At 57.9% G+C, this 25,143-nt stretch carries 25 protein-coding genes; 22 read left to right on the top strand and 3 right to left on the bottom strand.

The features are described from left to right. The first annotated feature begins 14 nt into the window (after positions 1-14). The 4 genes from GT003_RS26445 (at position 15) to GT003_RS26430 (ending at position 5,379) form a co-directional block, all read left to right on the top strand. Positions 15-1,478, top strand: a complete 1,464-nt coding sequence (locus GT003_RS26445) for an ABC transporter substrate-binding protein (RefSeq protein ID WP_161703660.1) — start codon at positions 15-17, stop codon at positions 1,476-1,478. Between the two features lie 150 nt (positions 1,479-1,628). Next, on the top strand, positions 1,629-2,579 hold the full coding sequence (locus GT003_RS26440; RefSeq protein ID WP_161703658.1) for a carbohydrate ABC transporter permease: 951 nt from the start codon (positions 1,629-1,631) through the stop codon (positions 2,577-2,579). Continuing rightward, positions 2,576-3,406, top strand: a complete 831-nt coding sequence (locus GT003_RS26435) for a carbohydrate ABC transporter permease (protein WP_161703656.1) — start codon at positions 2,576-2,578, stop codon at positions 3,404-3,406. The genes GT003_RS26440 and GT003_RS26435 overlap by 4 nt, the downstream gene beginning before the upstream one ends. 131 nt (positions 3,407-3,537) lie before the next feature. Continuing rightward, on the top strand, positions 3,538-5,379 hold the full coding sequence (locus tag GT003_RS26430) for a glycoside hydrolase family 127 protein (protein ID WP_161703654.1): 1,842 nt from the start codon (positions 3,538-3,540) through the stop codon (positions 5,377-5,379). Positions 5,380-5,491: 112 nt separating this feature from the next. Here GT003_RS26430 and GT003_RS26425 read toward each other — a convergent pair whose 3' ends face one another. Further along, a complete protein-coding gene (locus GT003_RS26425) occupies positions 5,492-7,774 on the bottom strand; it encodes an alpha-amylase family protein (RefSeq protein ID WP_161703652.1) in 2,283 nt (760 codons plus the stop codon). A 339-nt stretch (positions 7,775-8,113) separates the two neighbouring features. Between GT003_RS26425 and GT003_RS26420 the strand changes: the two genes are divergently transcribed. Both GT003_RS26420 and GT003_RS26415 read left to right on the top strand, forming a co-directional pair. Further along, positions 8,114-8,761 carry a GntR family transcriptional regulator gene (locus GT003_RS26420; protein WP_170312348.1) on the top strand — a complete coding sequence of 216 codons (648 nt, stop codon included), beginning with the start codon at positions 8,114-8,116 and terminating at the stop codon, positions 8,759-8,761. Positions 8,762-8,879: 118 nt separating this feature from the next. Further along, positions 8,880-10,049, top strand: coding sequence for a helix-turn-helix domain-containing protein (locus GT003_RS26415; RefSeq protein ID WP_161703650.1), 1,170 nt, complete (start codon positions 8,880-8,882; stop codon positions 10,047-10,049). Between the two features lie 65 nt (positions 10,050-10,114). On the opposite strand, the gene GT003_RS26410 is transcribed toward GT003_RS26415, so the two are convergent. Beyond that, a complete protein-coding gene (locus tag GT003_RS26410; protein WP_161703648.1) occupies positions 10,115-11,023 on the bottom strand; it encodes an RraA family protein in 909 nt (302 codons plus the stop codon). A 311-nt stretch (positions 11,024-11,334) separates the two neighbouring features. Here GT003_RS26410 and GT003_RS26405 point away from each other — a divergent pair, with 311 nt between their 5' ends. The 4 genes from GT003_RS26405 to GT003_RS26390 all read left to right on the top strand — a co-directional run bounded on the left by GT003_RS26405 (position 11,335) and on the right by GT003_RS26390 (position 15,544). Then, positions 11,335-12,297 (top strand): carbohydrate ABC transporter permease, encoded by a 963-nt coding sequence (locus GT003_RS26405; RefSeq protein WP_161703646.1) that lies wholly within the window; start codon positions 11,335-11,337, stop codon positions 12,295-12,297. After that, a complete protein-coding gene (locus tag GT003_RS26400) occupies positions 12,294-13,124 on the top strand; it encodes a carbohydrate ABC transporter permease (protein ID WP_161703644.1) in 831 nt (276 codons plus the stop codon). Before GT003_RS26405 ends, GT003_RS26400 begins: the two co-directional genes overlap by 4 nt. Before the next feature lie 37 nt (positions 13,125-13,161). Then, the gene (locus tag GT003_RS26395; RefSeq protein ID WP_161703642.1) at positions 13,162-14,499 is read left to right on the top strand and encodes an ABC transporter substrate-binding protein; all 1,338 of its coding nucleotides are present in this window, start codon (positions 13,162-13,164) and stop codon (positions 14,497-14,499) included. 82 nt (positions 14,500-14,581) lie between these two features. Continuing rightward, a complete protein-coding gene (locus GT003_RS26390; RefSeq protein WP_161703640.1) occupies positions 14,582-15,544 on the top strand; it encodes a mannonate dehydratase in 963 nt (320 codons plus the stop codon). 213 nt (positions 15,545-15,757) lie between these two features. Here GT003_RS26390 and GT003_RS26385 read toward each other — a convergent pair whose 3' ends face one another. Beyond that, a complete protein-coding gene (locus tag GT003_RS26385) occupies positions 15,758-17,146 on the bottom strand; it encodes a mandelate racemase/muconate lactonizing enzyme family protein (RefSeq protein WP_161703638.1) in 1,389 nt (462 codons plus the stop codon). 316 nt (positions 17,147-17,462) lie between these two features. Here GT003_RS26385 and GT003_RS26380 point away from each other — a divergent pair, with 316 nt between their 5' ends. The 12 genes from GT003_RS26380 to GT003_RS26330 all read left to right on the top strand — a co-directional run bounded on the left by GT003_RS26380 (position 17,463) and on the right by GT003_RS26330 (position 24,507). Beyond that, on the top strand, positions 17,463-17,924 hold the full coding sequence (locus GT003_RS26380) for an SRPBCC family protein (RefSeq protein WP_161703636.1): 462 nt from the start codon (positions 17,463-17,465) through the stop codon (positions 17,922-17,924). Beyond that, positions 17,921-18,355 (top strand): GNAT family N-acetyltransferase, encoded by a 435-nt coding sequence (locus GT003_RS26375; protein WP_161703634.1) that lies wholly within the window; start codon positions 17,921-17,923, stop codon positions 18,353-18,355. The genes GT003_RS26380 and GT003_RS26375 overlap by 4 nt, the downstream gene beginning before the upstream one ends. A 118-nt stretch (positions 18,356-18,473) precedes the next feature. Next, complete coding sequence (locus GT003_RS26370; protein ID WP_161703632.1) at positions 18,474-19,274, top strand: inositol monophosphatase family protein; 801 nt, start codon at positions 18,474-18,476, stop codon at positions 19,272-19,274. A 60-nt stretch (positions 19,275-19,334) separates the two neighbouring features. After that, entirely contained in the window at positions 19,335-19,655 is a 321-nt protein-coding gene (locus tag GT003_RS26365; RefSeq protein WP_161703630.1) for an L-rhamnose mutarotase, read from the top strand. After that, entirely contained in the window at positions 19,652-20,125 is a 474-nt protein-coding gene (locus GT003_RS26360; RefSeq protein ID WP_161703629.1) for a hypothetical protein, read from the top strand. The genes GT003_RS26365 and GT003_RS26360 overlap by 4 nt, the downstream gene beginning before the upstream one ends. A gap of 65 nt (positions 20,126-20,190) precedes the next feature. Continuing rightward, complete coding sequence (locus tag GT003_RS32710; RefSeq protein ID WP_239566128.1) at positions 20,191-20,622, top strand: metallophosphoesterase family protein; 432 nt, start codon at positions 20,191-20,193, stop codon at positions 20,620-20,622. Further along, positions 20,619-20,885, top strand: coding sequence for a hypothetical protein (locus tag GT003_RS32705; protein ID WP_239566127.1), 267 nt, complete (start codon positions 20,619-20,621; stop codon positions 20,883-20,885). The genes GT003_RS32710 and GT003_RS32705 overlap by 4 nt, the downstream gene beginning before the upstream one ends. Positions 20,886-20,902: 17 nt before the next feature. Continuing rightward, complete coding sequence (locus GT003_RS26350) at positions 20,903-21,391, top strand: DUF5662 family protein (protein ID WP_338046027.1); 489 nt, start codon at positions 20,903-20,905, stop codon at positions 21,389-21,391. 4 nt (positions 21,392-21,395) lie between these two features. Then, positions 21,396-21,971, top strand: coding sequence for a GNAT family N-acetyltransferase (locus tag GT003_RS26345; protein WP_161703627.1), 576 nt, complete (start codon positions 21,396-21,398; stop codon positions 21,969-21,971). Then, complete coding sequence (locus GT003_RS26340; protein WP_161703625.1) at positions 21,943-22,524, top strand: GNAT family N-acetyltransferase; 582 nt, start codon at positions 21,943-21,945, stop codon at positions 22,522-22,524. The genes GT003_RS26345 and GT003_RS26340 overlap by 29 nt, the downstream gene beginning before the upstream one ends. Before the next feature lie 22 nt (positions 22,525-22,546). Continuing rightward, on the top strand, positions 22,547-22,924 hold the full coding sequence (locus GT003_RS26335; protein ID WP_161703623.1) for a GNAT family N-acetyltransferase: 378 nt from the start codon (positions 22,547-22,549) through the stop codon (positions 22,922-22,924). Further along, positions 22,921-24,507 (top strand): hypothetical protein, encoded by a 1,587-nt coding sequence (locus GT003_RS26330; protein ID WP_161703621.1) that lies wholly within the window; start codon positions 22,921-22,923, stop codon positions 24,505-24,507. The genes GT003_RS26335 and GT003_RS26330 overlap by 4 nt, the downstream gene beginning before the upstream one ends. The last annotated feature ends 636 nt before the right edge of the window (positions 24,508-25,143 follow it).

Raw genomic sequence — 25,143 nt, 5'->3', positions numbered from 1 at the left:
GGGGCTCGCTATTCATGGTAAGAAAACAATGGAAATTCGTTTCCGTGCTCTTGGTCGTCATGCTTTCGAGTATCGCTATCTTGTCGGGCTGCACGAAGTCGGACAGCGGCAACACGAATGCCAATGCAAATTCTAATGCGAATACGAATGCCGCCGGAAGCAACGGCGCAGGCGCGGACGAGAACGCAGGGTCGGCCGACGCGGGCAGCGGAGAGAAGATCAAGCTTCGGCTTACGGGCTGGGGCGCGCCGGACGAAGTCGCGGCTTACAAATTCGCCATCGAGAAGTTCGAGAAGGCGCATCCGAACATTAACGTGGAATTTCAGGCGATCAGCGCCGATTACGATACGAAACTGACGACGATGGTGGCCGGCAACGACGAGCCGGACGTGGCCATGATGGAATCGGCTACGATCGCGTATCCGCTTGCCGAGCAAGGCAAGTTCGTCAACTTGCAGGATTACCTGAGCGCGGATACGGAAGTCACGCCCGACGCGCTGGTGCCGAACATTACGTACTCCGCGGAGCCCGGCAACGTGATCGGGATCGGACCGGGTCCGGAAACGTTCGTGCTGTACTATAACGAAGACGTGTTCAAGGCCGCGGGCATCGAGCCGCCGCCGGCAGACCCTGCCCAGGCGTGGAAATGGGATCAATTCGTAGACGTGGCGAAGCGTCTGACGATCGACAATAAAGGCCGCAACGCGACCGAAGAAGGCTTCGATCCGAAGAGCATCAAGCAATTCGGCATCAACCTGCCGACGTGGTGGGGCGTCTACAGCAACTTTATCTATTCGAACGGCGGGGATTTCCTCTCTGCCGACGGCAAGACGCTGGCGCTTAACCAGCCGGAAGCGGTCGAGGCGCTCCAGAAGATGGCCGATCTGATCAACGTGTACCATGTCGCGCCGTCCCCGCTGCAATCGAAGAACATCCCGGGTACGAACGTCGCGCTGCAGACGAAGAAGGTCGCCATGGCTTTCGACGGGCAATGGGCAACCGCGAGCCTCGCGCAGTCCAAATTCAATTACAACGTGGCGCCGATGCCGGTGTTGAAACAGCCGGTAACGACCATCGTGGCAGGCATGTTCTCGATCTTCAAGTCGACCAAGCACCCGCAGGAATCGTGGGAGCTGCTCAAGGCGCTGATCGATCCGGATGCTTCGCTGGACGTGATCACGGCCGGCACTTGGATGCCGTCCCATAAGGATTGGTACACGGATGCGGACAAACTGGCGAAATGGACGCAAAACCTGCCATCCCGTCCGTCCGGCTACAAAGGCGCGGTCATCGACATGCTGCTGAACCACAGTCACGCGACGCCGACGTCGTACGTGAAGAACTTCAACAAGATCATGGATGTCATCAATCCCGCCATGGATAAAGTATGGCTTGGCAAGCAGTCGGCCAAGGAAGCGCTGGATGCGGTCGCCGCGAAAGCGCAGGAGCAAGTACAAGGCCGCCGCGACGTGAAGTAGATCGTTCGCTCGCGTCCGCCGGCTAGGCGCAGGACGCCAGGATGCCGCCGGCGGAGTCAGGCATGGCCGTCCGCAGCCGCGGACGGCCGCTATCGGGGGCAGCGCTCCGGCATGGAGCGCTGCCTTTTCCATAGACAGGAGGGGTTTGGCATGGGGATTTCGGCTGTTGACGGGCAAACCGCCCGCGCCCGCAAGAAAGGCACCACGAGCAAGAGAGAGCGGAAGGCGTTGTTTTACGGCCTGCTGTTCACGTCGCCGGCGATACTCGGCTTTCTGATATATACCTTGGGTCCCATGGTTGCGAGCTTCTATCTCAGCTTGACGGATTATAACGTGTTTAAGGACCAGACGACTTTTATCGGATTCGACAATTACGCGAAGCTGTTCTCGGGGAAAGACGAGCTGTTCTACCAATCGCTAGGCGCAACGTTCTATTTCGTCGTCCTGCGCGTGCCGGCGGTCATTATCATCTCGTTCCTCCTGGCGCTTCTGCTGAATATGAACGTGAAGGGCCGTTCCATGTTCCGGACGATTATTTATCTGCCGAGCATCGTGCCGGCGGTCGCTTCGTCGATGATATGGCTGTGGCTGCTGAACCCGGATCTCGGGCTCGTCAACACGGTGCTGGATTGGCTTCATCTGCCGACGAGCAGCTGGCTGTTCGGGGAGAAGAGCGTTATTCCGTCCATCGTCCTCACGACGCTGTGGGGGATCGGCGGCACGGTCATTATTTTCCTGGCCGGACTGTCCGGCATTCCGAAGCAATATTACGAGGCGATCGACGTCGACGGCGGCGGCTGGTACCATAAGCTGCGGCATATTACCATTCCGATGGTGACGCCGACGATTTTCTTCAATACGATCATGACGATCATCGGTTCCTTCCAGGTGTTCAGCGAGGCGTATATCCTGACGCAGGGCGGACCGAATAACAAAAGCATGTTCTTCGTCTTCTATCTGTGGCGGACCGCGTTCCGCGATACGGAGATGGGCTACGCTTCCGCGCTGGCTTGGATCCTGTTCGTCATTATTCTCATCTTCACCTTTATCGTCTTCAAGACGTCGAAATCCTGGGTGCATTACGAGGGGGATCGATCATGAGAGAGTCCAGGCTGAAGCTAACCGCAGGGTATGTCGCCCTGCTTATCGTGTCCGTGATGTTCATCGTGCCGTTCGTCTGGCTGCTGCGCAGCTCCGTGATGGACTTGTCCCAAATCTTCATCATGCCGCCGGAATGGATTCCGAAGCCGTTCCATTTCGAGAATTTCAAGAAAGCCCTGACGGTGCTGCCGTTCGGCACGTTCTTCACGAATACGATCATCATCGTCTTCAGCGTGCTGCTCGGCACGGTCGTCTCGAGTACGGTCGCGGCGTTCGGCTTCTCGCGGATTCGCTGGAAGGGACGCGATATGATCTTCGCCGTGCTCATGACGGGGATGATGCTGCCGGCGGCCGTGACGCTCATTCCGAGCTTTATCGGCTGGAAAGAGCTCGGCTTCTACGATACGTTCTATCCGCTGATCGTGCCTGCGTATTTTGGCGGCGGGATCTTCAACATCTTCCTGCTCCGCCAGTTTTACTTGACGATTCCGCAGGACTTCGACGAGGCGGCCTTCGTGGACGGGGCGAATTATTTTCAGATCTATTGGCGCATTCTATTGCCGCTTAGCCGCTCCGCTGTCATCGTGGTCGCGCTGTTTACGTTTCTCGGCTCGTGGAACGACTTCATGGGACCGCTCATTTACTTGAAGAGCGACAGCCGGTTCACGCTCGCGCTCGGCCTGCAGATGTTCCAGGGCAGCTACACCGCGCAGTGGGACCTGCTCATGGCGGCTTCCGCAACCGTCGTTCTGCCGTGCGTCGTCGTATTCCTGGTCGGGCAGCGTTACTTCTTGGAAGGAATTACGCTGACGGGCTTGAAAGGATAAAGGAAAAGACGATTGGTTTGCGTTCGCCGACGGAGGTCGGAGAATGCAGCATTCGCCAGCTTCCTCGAAAGGTCGGGGAATGCGGCATTCGTCTGTTCATGGACGACGACTAGATAAGGAGGCATGCAAGCATGTCGAAGGTAGAGAATACGGTGAAGGGCTGGCAGGGCGTTCCCTTCTCCGCCGTGCGTATCGATGATGCTTTCTGGCGTCCGCGGCTGGAGGCGCTGAAGAACGTCACGATCGACGTCTGCCTGCGCAAATGCGAGGAGACGAACCGGATCGCGAATTTCGCGCTGGCGGGCGGCTTGGCCGAAGGCAAATACGAGGGCATGTACTATAACGATTCCGACGTGTATAAGGTGCTGGAAGGCGCCGCTTACTCGCTGATGACGGACCGCGATCCGAAGCTCGAGGCGGAGGTCGATCGGATTATCGGCTTGATCGAAGCGGCCCAGGAGAGCGACGGCTATCTGTCGACGTATTACACGGTGGAAGCGCCTGACCTGAAATGGACCGATATGGAGAAGCACGAGATGTACAACGGCGGTCATCTGATCGAGGCCGCGGTCGCGTATTATCAAGCGACCGGCAAACGCCGGCTGCTGGACGTGGCCTGCCGCATGGCCGACCATTACGATGCCTTGTTCGGACCGGGCAAGCGCCACTGGGCCGAGGGGCATGAAGAGATCGAGCTGGCGCTCGTGAAGCTGTTCCGCGCGACCGGAGAAGAACGCTACTGGAAGCTGGCGCTCTGGCTGCTGGAAGAACGCGGCCATGGCCACGGCGTCGGCGCGATCTGGGATAAGCCGGACTGGGGTCCGGCATACTGCCAGGACGACGTTCCGGTCCGCGATATTCATGAAGTGAAAGGGCATGCGGTCCGCGCGATGTATCTGTACACGGCGATGGCCGACGTCGTGCTTGCCTCCGGGGATCCCGCTTATCTGGATGCGCTGGACCGCGTATGGGCGCACACGGTGGAGCGAAACATGTACGTGACCGGCGGCATCGGGCCGTCCGTGCACAACGAAGGGTTCACGCATGATTATGATTTGCCGAACGAATCGGCCTACTGCGAGACCTGCGCCGCGATCGCGATGGCGTTCTGGAATCACCGGATGAACCTGCTCCACGGCGACGGGAAGTACGCGGATATCGTGGAACGGGAATTGTTCAACGGCGCGCTGTCGGGCATCTCCTTGTCCGGCGACCGGTTCTTCTACGTCAATCCGCTGGCGTCCAAGGGCGAGCACCATCGGGTCGAATGGTTCCATACCTCTTGCTGTCCGACGAACCTGGCGCGTTTCCTGCCATCGATCGGCCAGTATGCGTATGCCAAGGCGGAGGACGGAATCACGGTCAATCAATATATGGGCAGCGAGACGACCGTCGAGCTGAACGGCGGTCGTAAGGTGCGGATTGTCCAGTCCACGGCTTACCCGTGGAACGGACGCATCACGCTCGCGGTTACGCCGGAGCAAGCCGGGGAATTCGCCGTGCGCTTGCGTCTGCCGGGCTGGTGCAAGGGCTATCGGGCAGCCGTGCAAGGGCAGGCGGTCGGCGGTGTCGAGGCGTTGGCGCAGAAGGGTTATCTCGTCCTGAAGCGGCAGTGGGCACCGGGCGATACCATCGAGCTGGAGCTGGATATGCCCGTCGAGGCGGTCCGTTCCCGTCATGAGGTGGAAGCGAATCGGGGACGAATCGCCATTCAGCGCGGGCCGGTAGTGTACTGCGCCGAGCAGGCCGGCAATGCCGAGCTTGGCTGCGATGCCTTCGCGCTGGACGCGCAGGCGGCGTTTGCCGTTCAACACCGCGGCGAGCTGCTCGGCGGCGTAACCGTGCTGCACGGCCGCACCGCGGAGGGCGCGCCGTGCGAGCTGATCCCGTATTATGCGTGGGATAACCGCGAACCGGGATTTATGCAGGTATGGCATCGCGAGGCGGAGGACCGGGGGCTGTATCGGTCTTAAATGCATGTCATTGGTTGATTAGAATCGAAAGAGCTGTTCGCGGTAGGCCGCATGAAGTGGCTGCCGTGGACAGCTCTTTTTGTCTTGCTGTCAGGTTACCGGACCTCCTCGCTTATTCCTCGATCAGGAAACCGGCAATCGAATCGAGCTCGCTTTCCGTTGCGATCAGCTTCCGTTCCGGCAGGTCGGCGGCGGCGATTGTGCGCTCGAGCCTCAGCTTGCCGCCTTCCGCCGCATAGACATGCACCCGGCTGAACGGACGATCCAGCCGCAGCTCGCCGGCCGCGAACGGAATGCAGGCGACCCTGGCCGAATCCGCGAGGTCGCGGTCGTCCTGCGCGATGAGGGCCCAGCGGCCGGTGAACGAGACCGAACCCGCGACGGGATAGCTGACGGCAGTCTCGCCCTCGCAGCGAAGGGCAAGCGCCGTAAGCCGGGATGCCGCGCTGCCGTCTAGTCGGGCGTCCGGCCCGGCGCCCTCCGGACGAATTACTTTCTGAGTAGCGTCAACTGGAGTAACCGCATTCAGTCCAGCGCTATGTGGATGAGCGCCAACCGGTTCGGCCTCCAGCCGCCCCCACGAGACGAGGCACGGCTCGCCCTTGAGGCTGCCGGGATCGGCGTCGAGCCACAGCGGCTTCCAGCCGCAGGTGCGCCGATGCCAGCTCTGCAGCGCCGTCCAGCGGTTACGGTCGGCGGCTTCCATGCGATGGCCGTCGTTGTCGGTTTCTCCGAGCGTCAGCCCGTTGACGCCGACGACGGCCGTATCGAGCAGAATCGAGCCGAGCGCTTTCCAGTAATAGCCGGTCGACGTATTGACCGCCATGCCGTGCCTCGCCGCGAGCGAAGCCCACAGGCAACGCTGGTTATGGCCGGCAATCTCGTGCGCCGCGCTGTCTCCGGCGTCTCCCAGATCGTCGATGCTGACCAAGTCGGAGACGGCGCGCATGAGCGGATGAATGCCGTAGTAGATGATGGTCACGTTCGGATCGACGGATTTGGCGGCGTCGTGAACCAGCTTCAGCAGCGAGTAGGCCAGCCGCTCGCCGCGAAAGGCCGGATCGCGGGGAACGGCCGCATCCGGCCCCGGGAAGCCGTAGCCGAAGTCGAGCTTCAGCGCCGCGGGCTTCCAGCGTTTCACCAAGCGTTCCGTGCGCGCGGTGACCAGCCTTCTCGTCCGCTCGGAGCTCGGATCGAGCAGATAGTGGAACTTGCCGCCGAACGGGCTGCCGGACCAGCGCCACTCGCGCGGTTCGCCGTCCGGGCCGCACAGCAGATCGTCCTTCGTCAATCCCTGAGCCGCGGGATCGTCCGTCCAGCCGACGCTCTGCCAGAACGCAAGCTCGAATCCATGCTCCCGTATATTCGCCAGATCGTTGTCGAAGTCCGGGAAGAGCGCGTAATCCGGTTCGGCGCTGCCGACGAACGTCTCCCACGAATCGTCCAGAATGACCATGTCCGCCGGCGTGGCGCCGGACACCCGCTGCACGAATCGTTTCAGGTCGAATCGTCCTTCCTTGAAATCGCCCCATGTGCAGAGGAAGGAACGGAGATGCCGAGGAGACTTCGTCTCGAACGGGCCGAAGCTGTCGAAGAGCGCGCCGAGCGCATCATAGCCGGTGCCGCCCCAAGCGAGCCTCAGCGGTTCGGCCCAGACGCGCTTGGCTGCTGTTCCCGGTCCCCACAGATCCTCGCGGTAAGCGTAATGCATGCTGGCTGTCGAGGATCGAAGCTGCAGCGTAAGCGGCGCATCCGGCACCTCGCCGGGGCCGAAGGCCAGCCAGCCGTGCCGGCCGCCCATCGCCGCGGCGTAGAGCGGGCGCGGGAAGGCCGCAGCGTACGGCGTGCCCATGGCATCGCCGAAGCTGCCGAGCGGCAGCCGCGCGTTCCCCATGTCCCACGAGCGCCAGAACGAATGGGTCGGCGAGGAGCCCGCTGCAGGAACGCAGTAGCCTTCCGCGGCCCAGTCCGGCCAATGGACGCAGGCGGCGGACGGCGTACGGCGGCATTCGGCCGGCGTCAGCGGCCGGGTACCGAACTGCATCGAGACGATGCGCGGGATGCGAAGCCAGCCGAGCTCCAGATGCTTGACGCGAAACCCCCATGCGGGCAAATCGCAGGTCAGGACTCCCGATCCGTGCTCGCCGAAGTCGAGCGCGATTTGCCAATCCCCGTTCTCCCCGAGTACGGCGATGGCCGCCGTCGCTTTCACGTACAGATTCGTTCCGTCGGCTTCAAGTTCGAATGCGGGCAGCAGACTGCCTGTCCAGACCGTCCGGCCGCCGGCATCCGGGCCTGAAGTCAGCAGCCGCGCCTCGTCCTTCGCAATGTCCCACTCCAGCTTCATGCCTGCCGCAGTCCCCGTCAGGACCGTTGTTTCCGTTCCGCTCACCATGGACGATCATTCCCTTCGCGATTCTTGTCGCTCTCATTATAGAAGCTTGAAAGGAAAAAGTATGCAGCCGATACCGGGGAACGGGGATCCATCTCGCGATTCGGGACGGTTGATACCGGTTTGCTGAAGGAGAGCTAGTCTCGGCACGCATCTATCCGCGCTGACCGCGCATAACGGAACCGCTGCGTATCCCGAATCGGTTTTTTCGCGTTTACAGAAGGCGACGAATTTCTACAATAAAAACGGTTGTGGAGCCCGGAAACAATCCCTATAATAAGAGCTACGCACAACATTATCGATTATCGATAATCAATAATGTTGAAAGGAGCAGTGAACGCCATGAGCAGCAATCAGGTGAATTATCCGAACCAATCGATCAGCGAACATGTGTATGCGGGCTTGAAGAAGGACATTCTCGCCGGCATTCTCCAGCCGGGCACCCGCCTGATCGTCATGGAGATCGCGGGGAAATACCAGATTAGTCAAGCCCCCGTGCGCGAGGCATTGGAACGGTTGAAGCAGGAGGGCTTGATCACCGGCATTCCGAATAAAGGTTCGGTCGTCTCCACGATCACCGCGAAGGAAATCAAGGATATCTTCATCCTCCGCGAAATTATCGAAGGGTTCGCCGTCCGGCAGTCGATGCCGCTGTTGACGGAAGAGGACTATGGTTACCTCCACGGCATCATCGGAGAGATGGAGATCGCCAACAAGCAAAAAGAAATGCTGCGCATTCTGGAGCTGGACATGGATTTCCATGCGTTCTTCTACAAGCGCTGCGACAATCACGCCATTCTGGAGCTGTGGAATCATATGCGCACTAAAGTCATGCGGTTCATGGCCTTCTCCAATCGCCATTATACGACCGAGGTGCTGGCCGAATGGCATCTCCTTCTTATCGACGCGCTGCGCTCGGGCGATGCGGACGCGGCCGAGGCCGCGTTTATCGAGCACATGCACGCTTATAAGCTCATCGATTTGGAATAGCGGCGGGGTAGGAATCAATCCGGGGAAAGCTCTTGAAGGGAAGCGCAGATGCAATTTCCCCGGACAAGCTGGCGGCATGCATGCTGGCAACCATCCTTTCATAAAGGGGAAATCGACTATGCTTCGTGAAGGGCTGCTGTACGAAGACGATGTCATCCTGACCTGGATGAGAGACCGCTTTCTTCAGGATCTTGTTCTGGGACGCACGCAGAATATCGAGAATGTGAAAGAAGGCTTGTCCTGCCTGAATTTGAATCCCTACTTTACTTATCCGGCGCTGGCGCTTCTGGAGCCGGATTCCTCCAGCGCCGACGAGCACGAGCGCATCCCTCGCACCGAGGAGATACGCGATTATTTGCAGCAGCGGGCCATGCGCGGCAGCATCGTGTTCATGGATGACCAGAATCGGATCGGCCTGCTGTTCTCGTGGGCATCCGCCGGACATTTGGAGGCCGTTCAAGGCATGCTGGGCCAGCGCTTCGGCCAGCCGGTCAACATCGGCGTCGGCAAGCCCTGCAGCCGTCTTCGCGACGTCCATCAATCCTACGAGCAAGCCGCCCGCGCGCTGCAAAACAAATTTTACCGAGGAACGGGTAAAATCATTCATTACAGCGAGCTTCCTCCGTACGAGACGCCAGGCGACTACCCGGCGGACATGGAGAAAGAGCTTCATGATGCCTTGAAGGCGGCCGACACGGATGCCGACATCGAAGAGGCCGTCGAAGCCTTCTATCAAGCCTTGCTCGAGCAAGGACCGATCGACATTCAGGCGATGTACGAATTGACGGCCCGCCTGCTGATCGGTTCCGAGAAGAAGCTGCTTGCGGGCGTCAATTATGACAGCGCTTGCAATAAATGCGAGGTCATGTCGATCGTCAAGATGGAGACGCTGGAGGAGATCAAGGCGTACGTCAGCCATTTCTTCGTCGGCGTGAGAGGCGCCATGCTGCCCGATCAGAAGGAAAGCCATCGCAGCATCATCAAGAAGGCCATTCATCACATGGAGCAGGAATACCAGGCGGTGTCGCTGCAAAGCGCGGCGCGGAAGGTCTATATGACGCCAACTTACTTGAGCCTGCTCTTTAAGCTGAATACCGGCAGAACCTTCATCGAGCATTTGACCCATATCCGGATCGAGAACGCCAAAAAGCTGCTGTGCAGCACGCATTACAAAAATTACGAGGTCGCCGAGCAGGTGGGGTATCAAGACCCGCGGTACTTCAGTCAAATTTTCAAACGGAAGGTTGGCTTGTCCCCGACGGACTATCGGGAATCCGTCGGTAAATAAGGCCAAGCAAAAGGGACCTTGGAAGCGGCCGAGCCGTTCATCCAAGGTCCTTTTCCTTGTCGCGATTACAGACGCACGTCATGACGATGATCGCCGCCATCGTCCAGCCTTGCCGCGTCCTCGAGTTCTTTCTCCCATGTTAGATGCTGATACTCCTTCGCGGACGGGTCGCTGCGGAACCAGGCAGCGAAGTCGTTCCATAAGGCCGAATTCCATGCGGCATCGATCTGGGCCGTGGAGTACGCGCCTTCCTTGAGGCGGACGAAGCCGAAGATGTCCCGAACCTGGGATTTCTCCGCCTGCGCGACCGTGAGCTCCGCGAGGTGGGGCGGGATGAAGATGACGCCGGAAGGGGTGCCGAGCACGACGTCGCCGGGAAGGCAGATCGCCCGGCCGATGCGCGTCGGCACGTTCATGCCCACCATCGTGACGTCCGCGATGGCGGTCGGATCGCTTCCCCGGTAATAAATATTGATGTTCTCGATCTCGGCCACCTGTTGATTATCCCGTATGCCGCCCCAAATGACCGCGCCCCCCCGTTTGGTACGGGTCGATATCGCGGTGGACAGATTGCCGCCCACGTACGTGCCCAGATGAACCTTGTCGAACATATCGATGACGGCTACGTCGTCCTCCACGAGCGAATCGATCACCCACTGGTTGAAGAAGCCCTTGCGGCCTTCCTGCTCATGACCGTAGTTCAGCAGCGTCTCGTGCAGATCGGGGCGTTTGGGGACCAAGACGGCCGTAACTGCCCGGCCGACCATGATGTTGTCGGGATGGACGATTTTGAGATCCCCCTCGAATTGAAAGGCGTAACCCCTGTTCCAGAGCGGACCCCAGGCCTCCTCCAGGGTGATCTTGCGCATGCGGCGCAGCACGTCCTCCGGTACCTTCGGGCGGCCGTTCGGGAACCGTTCTCCTTGCCATTGCGGCGTAAGCTGAACGATATCTTCGGAATTGTCGAATTTCATGCGGTGCACCTCTTTCGCAAAGTATAGTGGGGGTTCGTCGTTCATCGGCCTGATGCGGCCGGCTCTCGAGTCTATTGTTAGGGACGGGCGGACATTTGTCGATGCGACATTCTTAAGGCCTTTTCCGGCCGCCGCATAATTATTTCCCCCCTATTCAGCCGGCTTGGAACGGTGCGAATCCCAAAGCGGCACTTTCTTAAAATAATCCGACCATTTCATAATTTCATCGCCTTTCCCCATGTAACCGCTTTCGGTAGAGTAAAGAAGTGTCAAATACGCAGGATTATGACAACGCCCAGAGGAGGAGATACATGGGTACTGCTGCACCGTTATCGCAGGCAGGCTACGCGGAGGCGGTAAAGGCTCCCGGCAGAAAGCGCAAGAACAAGGGAGAAACCAATTTAGCCGGCTATCTGTTCATTTCCCCGTGGCTGCTCGGATTTTTTCTGCTGACGCTATGGCCCATCGCGCAGTCCTTCTACTTGTCCTTCACGGACTATTCGCTGCTGGAGACGCCCGTTTGGACGGGAACGTCCAACTACGCCAACATCTTCACCGATGACGCGACCTTCACCAAATCGCTCAGCGTAACGTTCGTCTTCGTGCTGATCTCGGTTCCGCTGAAGCTGTTCTTCTCGCTGATGGTCGCGATCGCGCTCTCCAAGAACATTCGGGGAATGAACCTCTACCGGACGGCGATCTACTTTCCGTCGCTGATCGGAGGGAGCATCGCGGTGGCCGCGCTTTGGCGCAACATGTTCGGCCTGGACGGGTACGTGAACCAAGTGCTGGCCTGGTTCGGCATTCAAGGCGTCGGCTGGATCACGAATCCCGATACCGCGCTTGGGACGCTGATTCTGCTCAATACGTGGCAGTTCGGCTCGACCATGGTTATCTTCCTGGCAGGGCTCAAACAAATTCCGCAAGAGCTGTACGAATCCGCCTCGGTGGACGGAGCCGGGCGCTTCCGAAAATTCATCCGCATTACGCTTCCCATGCTCTCGCCCGTCATGTTCTTCAATCTGGTGCTAGGCATCATCGGCTCGTTCCAAACTTTCACCTCGGCCTTCATCATCACCAAGGGCGGCCCGATCAATTCGACGTACGTCTATGCGTTGTTCCTCTACGACAAGGCGTTCAAGCATTACCAAATGGGTTACGCGTCCGCGCTCGCCTGGATTCTGCTCGGCATCGTGGCCGCGCTGACCGTCCTTAATTTCCTGGCTTCGCGCTACTGGGTATTCTACGAGTCGGATGGGGGGAAAGCCAAATGAGTTCGATGCGGGGCAAATTGTCCAACCATTTGTTCTTGACCGTCTTCTCGCTCCTGATGCTGTACCCGGTTATCTGGTGGGTCGGCGCTTCCTTGAAGAAGACGGTCGAGCTGGGGCTGCCTACGATCTGGCCTTCGACGCCGATGTGGGAGAATTACAGCAAGGGCTGGCATTTCTCCGGCGACTACACCTTCGCGCATTTCTTCGGCAACACGCTCCTGATGGAGCTCGGAAACGTAACTGGCGGCGTGTTCACGGCGGCGCTCGTGGCGTACGGGTTCAGCCGGCTCCAGTTCAAGCTTCGGGGCGTCTGGTTCTCGATCTTGCTGCTCACGATGATGCTGCCCGGCCAGGTGATCGTGGTGCCGCAGTATATTCTGTTCAACAAGCTCGGCTGGGTCGACAGCTACGTGCCGCTGGTGCTGCCGCACTTCTTCGGCGGCGGCGCCTTCTTCATTTTCCTGCTCGTGCAATTCATCCGCGGCATTCCGCGCGATCTGGACGAAGCGGCCAAGATCGACGGCACGTCCGTGTACGGCATTTTCTTTCGGATTATCCTGCCGCTGATCAAGCCCGCGCTCGTCACGGTCGCGATCTTCACCTTCATCTGGAGCTGGGACGATTTCTTCGCGCAGGTCCTGTACATCAGCTCCATCGACAAGTTTACCGTAGGGCTTGCGCTGCGCATGTTCATCGATCAGTTCGACATTCAATGGGGTCAGCTGCTAGCGATGTCCTTGCTGTCCATCACGCCTTCCGTCATTATCTTTCTGTTCGCCCAGAAGTACTTCGTCGAAGGAATCGCCACGACCGGACTGAAAGGATAGCGAATCACGAATCGAATTCGAGAGGGGATTGCGAGTTATGCGCGGAAAAAAGCCATCGGCTCTAGTATTGACGGGTCTGACGCTGCTGCTTGCGGCGACGGCCTGCAGCAGCAACGGAGGAGGGAACGGTAACGGCAACGACGGCGGGAACGCCGCCGGCACCAACGAAGGCGGCGAGACGAAGGCCGCGGATTCGGTCACGCTCGGCATGATGTGGTGGGGCACCGACGAACGCCACGAAGCGACCAAGAACGCGCTCGCGCTCTACGCGAAGCAGAACGCGGGCGTGACCTTCAAGCCGGAATTCATGGCTTGGGACGCGTATTGGCAGAAGCTGCCGACGCTGGCGGCTTCCAAGTCGATCCCGGACGTGCTGCAAATGGATGCCGCGTACATTCAGGAGTACGTCGCCAGAGGGCAGCTTGAGGATTTGTCCGATATCGACCTCGACGGAATCGTGGATCCGAATGTCGTGGACAACTTGAAGATCGGCGGCAAGCTGTACGGCATTCCGCTCAGCCAGAACGCCTCGGGCATCGCCTTCAACAAAACGGAGCTGGAGCAGTACGGCATTCCGCTTCCGAAGCAAAATTGGACGTACGACGAGTTCTTTCAATGGGCGAGGGACGCCCGCGCGAAGCTGCCGGAGGGCAAGTACCCGATCGGGGACACCACGGCCTGGGACGGTTTCAACTTCTACCAGACCTCCATGGGCAAGGATCCGGTCATGTCCGACGGGGGCAAGAAATTCACGCTCGACAAGGACCTGTTCATGACCTTCTATAAGACGTACGAGGAGTTCCGCAAAGCCAAGATCGTTCCGCCGGCGGAAAAAGGCGCCGCTTTCCTCGAGAACGACCCGCAAGCCGATCCGATGGCATCCGGCGTGGTCATGACGCGGGGGGCGACGACCGGTTCGGTAAGCGCGCTGGAGCAGCTGATGCCCGGCAAGGTAGGCGTCGTGAACATGCCGACGGGTCCTTCCGGCGGCGGCTGGGCGCAATCGACCATCTTCCTGAGCGTCAGCGCCAATTCCAAGCACAAGGACGAGGCCAAACGGTTCCTGCGCTGGTTCATCACGGACAAGGAAGCCGGCAAGACGCTCGGGCTGACGCGCGGCATTCCGATCAATCCGGTCATCTACAAGGACCTGGAGCCGACGCTCGCGGAGAAGGATAAGCTGGGCAAAGAAATCTACGACCTGTCGGTCGAGAAGGCGCTGCCGTTCTATTCGGCCGCGGCCGGCTTCTCGGAATGGGTAGACACGTACAATAAAGAGATGCAGGCCGTCACCTACGGGCAGCAATCCATTGAAGACGCCTACGACAAAATCAATAAGATGGGCACGGAGCTGGCGGCGAAAGCCGGATCCTAAAAGCGCGCCGAAGCCGGGCGCGGCCGACGGGCCGGAGATGGTTAAACGATAGAACGATGCCCTACGAGAGGAGCCAGCATTCATGCAGCTTGCGGAATTTTTCTCTTCCCAGCCGTCCCGGTTGTGGCAGCTCGCGAAGCAGATGAACGTGAATTACGCCGTCGGAGGCTTGCCTTGGGAGGAGAAGACCGAGAAGCCGTGGGACCTGATGCCGCTGATTCGGATGAAGCAGCGGTACGCGGACCATGGGCTGACGCTGTCGGTCATCGAATCGATGCCGCCGAGCAATCACATCAAGCTTGGCACGCCGGGACGCGAGGAAGAGATCGAAGTCTTCCAGAAGTTCCTGATCAATATGGGGGCGGCCGGGATCCCGGTGCTCTGCTACAATTTCATGGCCCAGTTCAACTGGTTCCGCACGTCGACGACGACGAGCACGAGGGGAGGCGCGCTGGTCTCCAGCTACGATCACAGCCTCATGAAGGACGCTCCGCTGACGGAGGCGGGCATCGTGACGGAGGAGCAGCTCTGGGAGAACCTGCAGTATTTCATGGAACGGATCGTGCCGGTCGCGGAGGAGGCCAAGGTAAGGCTGGCGCTGCATCCGGACGACCCGCCGATTACGCCGATCCGCGGCGTCTCCCGCATCCTGCGGAGCGCGGCCGCGCTGCAGCGCGCGATCGATCTGGTGCCGAGCGCGTACAACGGCATTACGCTATGCCAAGGAACGCTCGCTACGGCCGGGGACGACATCAAGGCGGTCATCCGCGATTTCGCCAAGCAGGATAAACTGTTCTTCGTCCATTTCCGAGACGTGCGCGGCACGCCGGAGAAGTTCGAGGAAACCTTCCATGACGACGGGAAGACGAACATGCTGGAAGCGATGAGAACGTATTACGAGGTGGGGTACTCAGGGCCCGCGCGACCGGATCACGTGCCGACGATGGCCGGGGAGAATAACGACAATCCGGGCTATGAGCTGCTCGGCAGACTCTACGGCATCGGGTATATTATTGGGCTGATGGAAGCCGCCGCCGCAGGCTAAAGCGCGGCAGGCCGTCCCGGCAGTCAGGATAACCGGCTGACGGGACGGCTTTTTTTGACTAGGCGCCGGCGCGGGAGAGCAAGAGCAGCGACGCGAAAATATCCCCCTTCGTTCAACCCAAGTTGAGCGGAGGGGGATATTTGCCGAAGCCGCGATTGAGGGGAGCGGCAGGGGATGCTGCTTTATTCGTCGATTGCCGTTTCGCTTGTTTGCTCAGCTCCAGAGCCGGTCATTGGAATGGTGCTTGTTCCACTCGTCCGTCGACGCCCACAGCTCCGGAATATCCGGGTGCAGATGCTGCGCGAGGACCTCGTCGTTCAAGTCGTCGATCCCGAGTCCGGGCGCGTCCGTCATCGTAATGAATCCGTTCTGCACCAGCTTCTTCGGCAGCTTGCCCCCGATGACGATGTCATCCCACCAATCGACCTCGCAGGAGTGGTACTCGAGCGCGAGGAAGTTCTCCGTGGCTGCGGCGACATGCGCGGCCGCCAGGCAGGCGATCGGACTCTCCGCCATATGAATGGCCATCGCGACGCCGTAATCCTGCGCCATATCGCCGATCTTCTTCGTCTCCAGCATGCCGCCAGCCGTCAGCACGTCGGGATGGATGACGGAGACGCCGCCGGCCTCGAGAAGCGGCCGGAAATTTTCCTTCAAATAGATATCCTCGCCGGTACAGATCGGCGTCGTTACCGCGCGCGCCAATCTCGCGTACTGCTCCGTATACTGCCATGGAATCATGTCTTCCATCCAGGCCAGGTTGAATTTATCGATGCGGCGGCCGAGCTTGATGCAATCCTCGAGGCCGATATGGCCGAAATGGTCGATGGCGAGCGGCACCTGATAGCCGATCACCGCGCGAACGTCCGCCACGTATTGCTCCAGCATATCCAGTCCCGTTTCCGTGACGTGGATGCCGGTGAACGGATGCGGGATATTGTAAATGTCGTAATGGCGGTTGCCGATTTCCCGAATCTGGTCGTCCGTCATGCCGTCGAAGTTCTGGTTGTACCGATTTCTGGACTTCTCCCGCATTTCTTCGAGAAAGCCGAGAGGCGCGCTGAGCGTTCCGGGAAGATGAATCAGCTGCCCGATGCCGAGGTCCATCTTGAGAAAGGTAAAGCCGTCGTCCATCCGTTTCTTGAGCGCTTCGCCCATCGCCGTGCCGGTGGCCTTGTCGACGACGTCCGTATCGCAGTACATGCGGATCTTATCGCGAAATCGGCCGCCAAGCATCTGGTAGACGGGCATGCCGTACGCTTTGCCCGCCAGATCCCACAGGGCGATCTCGATCCCGCTCACGCCGCCCCCTTGACGGGCATGGCCGCCGAACTGCTTGATGCGGCGAAACAGCTTGTCGATGCTGCAGGGGTTCTCTCCCAGCAGCCGGCTTTTGGCGATTTGCGCGTAGACCTTGTCCGCTCCGTCGCGTACTTCCCCAAAGCCAACCAGTCCTTGGTTGGTATGGATTTTGATCAAGCTGCTGTGAAACGGGGCACCGACGATGTCGGTGAAGCGGATATCGGTAATACGGAGCTCCGTCGGGCTCGAGTGCGTATTTACGTGGGCAAGCGTGTCTTCGTAGGCTTGCTTGTTCGTCATATCAATCAACCCTCCTACGCTGGATTCCGGCGGTCCGATGGCGGGAGCGCCGAACGGCCGAATATGGCTCCGTTCTCTTCCGATACGGAAGATGACCTTCGCCTCTTAATCTTAGTGAACCGGACGAGAAGCGGCGATGCCGTAAAGTTATGATTTCGTTTGTTTTTTTGAGAGGTCTTCCGGGTGTTTCATTTAAGGCGTGGACGAAGACGCACGTGAAGAAATTCATAAGATTCCGAAAGCCCGGTATGGAAATTTCTAGTATGCCATGGGATACTGCTAGTAGAAGAGGCTGGCAAGGAAAGGTGGCGCCCTGGTGGTTACCGTGACGACGCGAATCGAGATCGAAGCTCCGATCGACCTCTGTTTTAGTTTGGCGAGGGATATCGATGTCCATACCCGAATTGTATGGAAGCATACGAAAGAAAAGGCCGTAGGGGGCGTTACTTCGGGACCGATCGGTTCCGGGCAAACGGTCACCTTCGAAGCGACCCATTTTGGGATTCGGCAACGGCTGACATCGAAGATTACGGCGTTTGAACAACCGTTTCGGTTTACGGACGAAATGCAGAAGGGTGCGTTCAAGAGACTAAGGCATTTGCACGAATTCGTGGAGCAAGATCGCAAGACCATAATGACGGATACGCTGCAGTTCGAGGCTCCGCTGGGGTTCTTGGGCTGGATGGCCGAACGCGCGGTGCTCCGGCGTTATATGCAACGATTCTTAGAGCATCGCAACGAGCAGTTGAAGCAAATCGCAGAGGCGGCGATAGGATGAGCGACATCCGGATTCATGCCTGTACGGGGGAGGACGTGCATGTGCTCGCCCTGCTCAATAAGCAGCTGATCGAAGACGAGAAGCACGATAATCCGATGAGCATCGAGCAATTGCAGGATCGTATGAGGCAATTTATGGAGATAGGCTACGCTGCGTACACCTTTGTCGAGGATGAACGGCTCAGAGGCTATGCGCTGGTCGATCACCGGAGGGATCCGCTGTACGTTAGGCAGTTTTTCATTTGCAGGGATAGCAGGAGAAACGGCTATGGGAGGCTGGCATTTGCCAAGCTGCTCGCGTATCTCGATTCGCCCCATATCGACATCGAGGTGCTGCGCGGGAATGAAAGCGGCTATGCGTTTTGGAAGTCGCTGGGGTTCCAAGAACGAAGCGTTTATATGCGGTTGGAGCTTCCTCAAGAACTACAGTAGGCAGGCAATCACAAGCGATCATAGGGGTCGCAATCTCCCAGCAATCAGGCAATCCATGCAATCGCAGCAATTACTTCCATCCCGACGCTGCTAAAATCCACGTACATGGAGGTGTCCTATGGATACTCGCATCATTCAACAGGCCAAGGAATTATCGGAGCGCATCATTCGGCAAGCAGGCGCCATCGCTAGAGAGAGATTCGATCAAATTGGGCAACTGGAGGCAAAAGGCGATTTCGGCGACATCGTCACGGAAGTCGACCATTTAGCCGAAGCGCATCTCCTGCGGCACATCCGTCCCGCCTTCCCCGACCATCAAATTCATAGCGAAGAGGCAGGCAGCTTGGGGAACGAGAGCGACTGGCTGTGGTTAATCGATCCGCTGGACGGGACGAATAACTATGCGATCGGGCTGCCGGTGTTTACGGTATCGATCACGTTAATGTATAAGCGAGAAGCGGTACTCGGCGTTATCTACGAACCGATGACCGATCGATTGTTCGTGTCCGCCATTGGCGAAGGCGCGTTCTGTAACGGAAAGCCGATGGCGATGAGAAGCAGCCCTCATCTATTGAAGGGGAACGTCGGCTGGATTCAAGGGCATGCCGTGCGGAACGACGAACGGGCCGTTCGATTAAGGCAGTTCATCGACCTGCGTTTCAAACGGATGATGCGATTATGGGCGCCCACTTTGCAGTGGTGCATGCTGGCCAAAGGCGATATCGACGGCATTATTTTGTACAACTCCGAAGGGGACGATCTGTATTCGGGGCTGCTCATGGTCCGGGAAGCCGGAGGCGTCGTCATCGATTTCGAGGGAAATCCATTCACGGGGATGCGGGAAGAACCGTACATCATCGCTTGTCATCCGGAGCATCGCGAGCAGCTGCTTCGCATCGTAAGAGAAGGCCTGGGCTGATTCGCTTCGGAAGTCAGAAGTTCGACAGCTCAATCCACCATTCCGGGGAGGAATTCTATCATGGAACATATCTCGTTCGCGCTTCGCATCGACCCTGCCAACATCGAGGAGTATATCAGGCGGCACGACAACATCGACCCTGAGCTCGAAGCCGCTTTCGCCCGGTACGGCATCAAGCAGTATCATATCTTCCACATGGGAGACGGCACGCTGTTCGCGCATATGCAGGTCGAGAACCACGAGGAAGCCATGCGAGGCATCGCAGCGACGCCGGCCAACGAGACATGGCAGCGCCATATGGCGGATCTGCTGCTTCCTTGGGAGAACGGCCAGCTGTCCAAGCCGCTGCGCGCCGCGTATGCGTTCGAGGCTGGCGAGTGAGCGGCGTCGGAGGAAGCAGGAGGACGATTACGCCGGAAGAAGCCCGATCTTTGGGGACTGACGTGGCCCATAACGAAATGGATAACGGTCAGAGGCGATTCCGCTTGGTTAACGAGGATGGGAGCTCGTATATAAGAACAGAGGGATCGGATAAGGGAGCCTGGGAAAATAGCCATTATCATAAACAAGTGCATGAACTGTACATTGTCGAGCGCGGGTGGATTGTATATGCGGAGCTTAACGACAGGGGCCAAGCAGCGTTTACGTACTTGTCGAAGGGCGGGACCATCGACGTAAAGCCCATCACAATCCACAACATCTATATGCCGGCATTTGCCGTCATTCATGTGGTTAAATATACAGGCGGCAGCACGCTGAAACCGGACTGGTTTGCTTCGCCTGAACTGGACGACGTAACTAAAGGCATATCCGAAGATAAACTATTGCAATCCCTAAACAAAGATCGTTGAGTTCGGCACGGACTTGTCCGGTTACGTTATTGCGACTGATTGGCGCTAGAGGGAGGGGATGCACGATGAAGAGACGGCTAGTCATCAGCGATATCCATGGCTGCTATCAAGCCTTCAATCAATTGCTTGACCGGGTTAACTATCATCCGAGCTCGGATCAGCTCATTCTCTTGGGTGACTTCGTCGATCGAGGCCCGCAAAGCAGAGAGGTTGTCGAACAAGTCTTGCATATGGTGATCGAAGACGGGGCCATTGCGATTCAAGGAAATCATGACGAACGGTTCGCCGATGTCGTGCGAGGCAAGAAGCAGGAAGCGGAATCGAAGTTCTATGAGCACGGAGGACAAGCAACGTTGTCGAGTTATGCATCGGAGGATGCGAGCCTGCCGCAGTTTAGGGAAACCGTCCTCGGGGGTACCGCCATCATGCTGCCTTCCTGGAGCAGCTGCCCTATTACTATGAAGATGAAGACTTTATCTACGTACATGCGGGCTTGAATCCGAGCTATATCACCTGGAAAGAGCAGTCGGCCCGGGACTTCTTGTACATTAAGGAACCGTTCATCAGCGCGAGTACGGCGGTCGATAAGCCTGTGATATTCGGACACACCAAGACGATCGATATTCACGGATCTGCCGGGGTCTGGTTCGGGGACGGGAAGATCGGCATCGATGGCGGCTGCGCATACGGCTATCAGCTCAACTGTTTGGAGATTCTGGCGGATCGCGAGATGAATGCGTACCATGTGAAAGCGGACTAGACGATCTGTGAGGTGGGATTCTTATCGGTAATCGAAGCAGCATCGCAGCCTGCTGGCGTTATTTTCTATACGTCGCGGACCACAAGCTTAACGTGCTCGTCGAATGCTGGCGAGAGGGGCTGTACCTTCAGGGAATCGTGCACGATCTGTCCAAATTTCATCCCGAAGAGTTTGTCCCTTATGCGCTCAAGTTTTATGCCGATCGCAAGGACGAGCAGACCGAATTGCGCTGGCAATACGCGTGGCTGCGCCATCAGAACCGCAACAAGCACCATTGGGAGCACTGGGTCGTCAATAAACAGACGAGGGAAGCGCTGCCGATGCCCCGGAAATATATCATTGAAATGGTCTGCGACTGGCGATCCTTCTCGCGAAAATGGGGACGCAAAGTCAAAGCGTCGGGTTTGCTGGAACGCATACTGAAGTCGGATAGCATCATTTTACATCCGGCGACGAGGCAGGAACTGAACGATTATATCCAATCCCAAGCCCATGCAAGCAGGTGACGAGATGAACATTAGAAGATTGCAGGTTCAAGATATAGCTGCTTATTGGCGCCTGCGATTGCAAGCGCTGAAGCAATTTCCGCAGTCGTTCGGAGCTTCGTACGAGGACGCGAAGGATACGCCGATCGTGAACATTCGGGAGAAATTTTCCGCAGCGGACGATAACTTCATCGTGGGTGCTTTTACGGAGTCGGGCGAGTTGATCGGCATGGTTGGCTTCAGGCAGGAGACCCCGCGCAAGATGCGGCATAAAGGAATGGTGTGGGGGATGTACGTGGAGGAGAGCTGCCAGGGACAAGGCGTTGGGAAACGATTGTTAATGGAGCTCTTGCAAAGCGCCCATCGAGTACCCGGACTTGAACGAATCCACTTGTACGTGGTAGATACCAATCTCCCAGCCAAACGGCTCTATCAATCACTGGGATTTCGAACCTACGGCTTAGAGATTCATGCCATGAAGTTGGATGCGAATACCTACGTTAATGAAGAGTTAATGGTCTATGAGCTTGAGCGGGCCGGCAGCGCACGGATAAACGATAAGGAGCGTGAGGATGACGATGGAATCTCCAATCTCCGGTAACCCCGTTCTCGAGACGGATCGGGTCAGGCTAAGAAAAATCACTTCCGCCGACGTGCCCGCGATTTATAAGTATTGCTCGGACAACGAAGTAGCCCGCTATACGAGCTGGCATGCGCATATCACGCAGGCGGATACGGAGGGATTCGTCCATCATATTCTCCAGTTGTATGCGGATCAGCGGCTGGCCCCGTGGGGAATCGAAGATAAAGAAACCGGTACGATCATCGGTACGGTCGGATTCGTTTATGTCGATCCGAAGCATGCCCGGGCAGAGGTCGCCTATGCGTTATCTCGCCACGATTGGAATAAGGGGATCATGAGCGAAGTCGTCGCGCGTGTCCTTGCGTACGCCTTCGACGTTCTGCGATTGGTGCGGGTCGAAGCGCGCTGTCTGGTCCCGAATACGGGTTCCGCGAGAGTAATGGAGAAGTGCGGCATGGCATTCGAGGGGATCCTGAGAAAGCATCTTCTCGTCAAAGGGAAATTCGAGGATCTTAAAACGTACGCTATCGTACATGACGATAATTTGAAACGGCTGCAGGGATTACCTTAATTTCGGCCGACCCGGCAGCCTTATGCCGCTGATCGTAATAAAGCCGCGAGCGAGGTTCTTTGCCGCTGTCGAAGGGAACCGCATCGTCGGCTCGTATGCCTTGCTCCGAAGCGAACTGAACAGCAGGCAGGACTTGAGTCCTTGGTTTGCCTGCCTGTACGTGAATCCCGATGCCCGGGGCAGGAAGATCGGCGAGCTACTGCAGCATCATGCCATACAAGAGACATGGGAAAAAGGTTACTCCAGTCTGTATCTCTGTACGGATCTGATCGGTTATTATGAGAGAAATCAATGGGTCTACATCGGGAAGGGCTATTCTTTGAATGATGATGAAACTCGAATCTATGCCTATCACATGGACAAGCATCTTGGGAAATCAGAAACGGAGCGTACACGATGAATGCAGCTGTCTATCCCAATAACGTCAATATCATTAACTTCATTCGCGGCGTAGAGCCAAGAGAGCCGATCAATCTACTCGAACCGGTCCAAGAGCAGCTGGCGCTCGTGCAGAAGCACGGCCTGCCGGCGAGCTGGCTGCTTCAGTACGATGCGTTGATCAACCCGGCGTTTACGGATTTGCTGAAACGCGAAGCCGATGCGGCGCAGGAGATCGGCGTTTGGTTCGAAGTCGTGCAGCCGCTGGCGGAGAAAGCGGGCATTCCGTGGAGAGGCCGCTACGCCTGGGATTGGCATGCGCATATCGCCTTCTCCGTCGGATATACGCCGGAGGAGCGGGAGCGGCTCGCGGACGTGCTGATGGAGGATTTCCGCGCGATCTTCGGCTATTATCCGCGATCGGTCGGATCGTGGTTCATGGATGCGCATTTATTGGGCTATCTATCCGATCGGTATCGCATCGTGGCTTCCTGCAACTGCAAGGATCAATGGGGAACGGACGGCTACACGCTGTGGGGCGGTTACTACAATCAAGCCTATTATCCGAGCCGCTTGAACGGATTCATGCCGGCGCAGACCGAGGAAGGCCAAATTCCGGTTCCCGTGTTCCGCATGCTCGGCAGCGATCCGATTTATCAATACGATGCGCAGCTGGGCGGCAACGGGCAGAGCGTCATTACGCTTGAACCCGTGTACTCGGGCGACGAAGGCGGAGGCGGCATTCCCGAATGGGTCCGATGGTTCTTCGACGTCAATTTCCGCAAGGAACAGGTTTCCTTCGGTTACGCGCAGGTCGGCCAGGAGAACTCCTTCGGCTGGGACTTGATGAAGGACGGTTTGATCCAGCAGGTCGAACTGCTTGCGAGCAAGAGGGCGGAAGGCGTATTGAAGGTGGAAACGCTCGCGGAATCCGGGGAGTGGTTCAGAGCCCAATATCCCGTCACGCCGGCCTCCTCGCTGGTCGCGCTGACGGATTGGCGGCATGAGGGACGGCAATCGGTCTGGTATTACAACCGCTTTTACCGGCTCAATCTCTTGAATAATGACGGCGAGCTCTGGATTCGCGACATTCATTTGTTCGACGAACGGTACGAAGAGCGTTATATGAACGCTGTGTGCCTGGATAAAAACAGCCACTACGATACGCTGCCGGTCGTTGACAGTGCGCGCTGGAGCGATAAGCTGACGTCAGCCGGCCTCCGTCCAGTCAGTTATGATGCCGCCGGCAAGGCTGTGCCGGTTGTCGTGCAGGCGATGGAGACGGACGAGTCCGTGAGCGGCGAGCTTGCGATTCGGATTCGGTTGGAAGGGGAGCGGACACTGCAAATTCGCTGCTCGGAGCGCAGCATCGCATTCTCCGCGAATTGGACGGGCTGGGGCATGCAGCTGGCATGGGGCGATACCCCCGAGCTGCCGCAGATGGAGCTGGAGGCGAATGCGATCCGGTACGCCTTCAATGGCTATCCGTATAAGGTGGAATTAGAACATAACCACCCGCCTGAAGTAATCTCGGATTTAGGCGGCAAGGCTGCGGGCGGCGTGGAGATTCGCGCCGTCGGCAGCGAATTGACTATAGTGGTTTAAGCTGCGGCATAGGACGAAGGCATGAGGCATAAGGCAAAAGGCGGTCAACATTGGATTTGTTGGCCGCCTTGTTTTTGTTTTGCCATGATCCTATGAGCTCGAATGCCCGCATGCAGCCTCGGCTTGCATCGGGCAGGCCGGCTGCTCGCACGGGCTACGCGCTGCGCGCCCCGCCCGGCTGTGCGCACGGGCTACGCGCTGTACGCCCCGCCCGGCTGTGCGCACGGGCTACGCGCTGTACGCCCCGCCCGGCTGTGCGCACGGGCTACGCGCTGTACGCCCTGCCCCGACTGTCCACATATGCTTCGCTTCGGCTGCTCACACGCGTTTCGCTCCCACAGATGATTCCTGCATAGAAAAATAAGTGCAAATATGCACTTATTTTTTTGAATTTCACCCGAAATAGGTAAATAAGTGCAAATATGCAACTATTCGGCCGAGATCGAGCATTTTCAGCGATAAATCGTTGAAATAAGTGCACCAGCGCACTTATTTCGTCCTACCCGCGCTGCTGACCGGAAATAAGTGCAGATTTGCACTTATTTTGAACGGACAGTTTCCTTGAGCCCGGTTTAATTCGCTGCTCTAGTTAAAATTTATCAGGCATTGGTCCTCGCGGACCGCAACGCTGTCAGG

The organism is Paenibacillus sacheonensis (genome assembly GCF_009909195.1).
GTDB lineage: Bacteria > Bacillota > Bacilli > Paenibacillales > Paenibacillaceae > Paenibacillus_Z > Paenibacillus_Z sacheonensis.
The sequence above is the reverse complement of the archived record's forward strand: the minus strand, read 5'-3'. Positions and strand labels throughout refer to the sequence as shown.